At 37.6% G+C, this 2,044-nt stretch carries 2 protein-coding genes and 1 pseudogene; all 3 read left to right on the plus strand.

The genetic code is table 11. The features are described 5' to 3' along the window. Positions 1-416: pseudogene (locus tag ACY651_RS03270) on the plus strand (type I DNA topoisomerase); the annotation flags it as partial. A gap of 241 nt (positions 417-657) precedes the next feature. Next, complete coding sequence (locus tag ACY651_RS03275) at positions 658-1,509, plus strand: BRO-N domain-containing protein (RefSeq protein WP_462249678.1); 852 nt, start codon at positions 658-660, stop codon at positions 1,507-1,509. Between the two features lie 88 nt (positions 1,510-1,597). Further along, positions 1,598-2,044 (plus strand): exo-beta-N-acetylmuramidase NamZ domain-containing protein (locus tag ACY651_RS03280; RefSeq protein WP_462249680.1); only part of this gene is annotated, 447 nt, incomplete at its 3' end.

Below are 2,044 nucleotides of genomic sequence, written 5' to 3' on the forward strand. Positions count from 1 at the left end.
AAGGCAAAGGCCGCTTTGGCCCGTTTATTAAATGGAACGACATGTTTATTAATATTCCGGTGCGTTATAATTACGATGCCCTCTCTCAAAATGATATTGATGAGCTGATAGCGGCTAAAATTGTAAAAGAAGCCAACCGTGTTATAAAAGCATTTCCCGAAGACAAGATCACTATCGAAAACGAACGCTGGGGCGCCATTATTAAAATGGGCAAAAAGAAATACAAACTCAGCGGCAGCGGTGCCAATGGCAAATACAGCCCCGAAGAATTGCTGGCATTGACTATTGACGATGTTAAAAAAATGATTTTGGTGCAGGAACCGAAAGCGTTTGATAAAAAAGCACCGGCGAAGAAAGCGGCATCTAAAGCGCCAAAGAAAACTGCGGTGAAGAAGGCGGCACCTAAGAAAAAGTAATATTTTTCTCCCTGGTCGGTGCCGCACCGGCCGGAATAAAAATATTTTGCAAAATATCTCATAATAGTCCGGCACATTGCCTGGCTATTTTTTTGCCTAATCATTCTTAAAACGCTATGGTAAATAGTTATATTTGTTTTGTTAGACCAACGCTAGGTATCCCATGGCAATATACGCAAAGCCATACCGTATCTTCTTCACGGGATAGCTACAACCCTTCGGAAATTTAAATCATTGCAATATGGAAAAGAAAGACGCCATAAAAATATTTAACAATAAAAAAGTAAGAGCTGTTTGGGACGAAGAGCAGGAAAAATGGTATATAGCTATTGTTGATGTGATTGCAGTTTTAACTGAAAGTGTTGATCCAAATGCCTATTGGAGAAAACTTAAACAACGACTAAAAGAAGAAGGAAATGAAACCGTGACAATCCGTCACGGTTTGAAAATGCTGGCTGCTGATGGTAAAATGCGAATGACAGATGTTGCTGATACAGAACAACTCTTCCGCCTTATACAATCCATCCCCTCGCCAAAGGCAGAGCCATTTAAATTATGGCTGGCAAAAATTGCAGCAGAAAGATTGGATGAAATACAAGACCCCGAACTTACTATTGACAGAGCAATGGAGCAATACCTGCAATTAGGTTATTCTGAAAGCTGGATAAACCAACGCCTGAAGAGTATTGATATACGAAAAGAGTTAACTGATGAATGGAGAAAAAGAGGCTTGAAAGAAGGCGTTCAGTTTGCAACCCTTACCGATATTATTACCAAAGAATGGTCGGAGAAAACAACTAAAGAATACAAAATACTAAAAGGTTTAAAAAAGGAAAACCTGAGAGATAATATGACGAACACCGAATTGATCTTAAATATGCTGGCAGAAGCATCTACTAAAGATATTTCGGCAGCAGTAAACCCTAAAGGATTTGAAGAGAGTAAAAAAATTGCAAAGCAAGGTGGTAATGTTGCTAAAGTTGCAAGAAAAGAACTTGAAGCAAGAACGGGTAAAAAAGTAGTATCTGCTTTAAAAGCAAAAACAACTTTGCAATTAAAAGATGGTATAAATGCATCAGTTGATAAACCATAATAGATATTAAAAGAAAAAAGTGCTTTCATATTTACTTAAAATCAACAATCCATTTAAATATTTATTCCGTTCAATAAAAAATATAGCGATGAAATTCTTCCTTCTCCTTTTTGTTGTATTAAGCCTTGGCCTTAATAATAAAAATCAACTAAACATTCTTGCTGTTAATGTAAACGCACCAATAAAAACAGGTGCTGAGCAAACAGGTAAATATGTGCCCTATCTAAAAGGAAAAAGGGTAGCCATACTTGCCAACCAAACCACCATCATTAATAAAACGCATTTAGTAGATAGTTTGAAAAGCCTTGGCGTTAAGATAGTAAAAGTGTTTGGCCCCGAACATGGTTTTCGTGGTAATGCAAGTGCCGGCACAGAAGTTGCCGATGAAACTGATATTGCTACGGGCAAACCTGTAATTTCGCTGTATGGCAATAAAAACAAACCTACCAAAAAAGACCTTGCTAATGTTGACCTGGTAATTTATGATTTGCAGGATGTGGGTTGCCGCTTTTATACCAACATTAATGCTTTATCC

Origin of the sequence: Ferruginibacter sp., from assembly GCF_031391665.1 — a bacterium.
Taxonomy (GTDB): Bacteria; Bacteroidota; Bacteroidia; order Chitinophagales; family Chitinophagaceae; genus Ferruginibacter.

What these genes read in the sequence shown, in the direction of transcription:
- ACY651_RS03275 (WP_462249678.1), top strand. Translation starts at nt 658, where the DNA reads ATGGAAAAGAAAGACGCCATAAAAATATTTAACAATAAAAAAGTAAGA.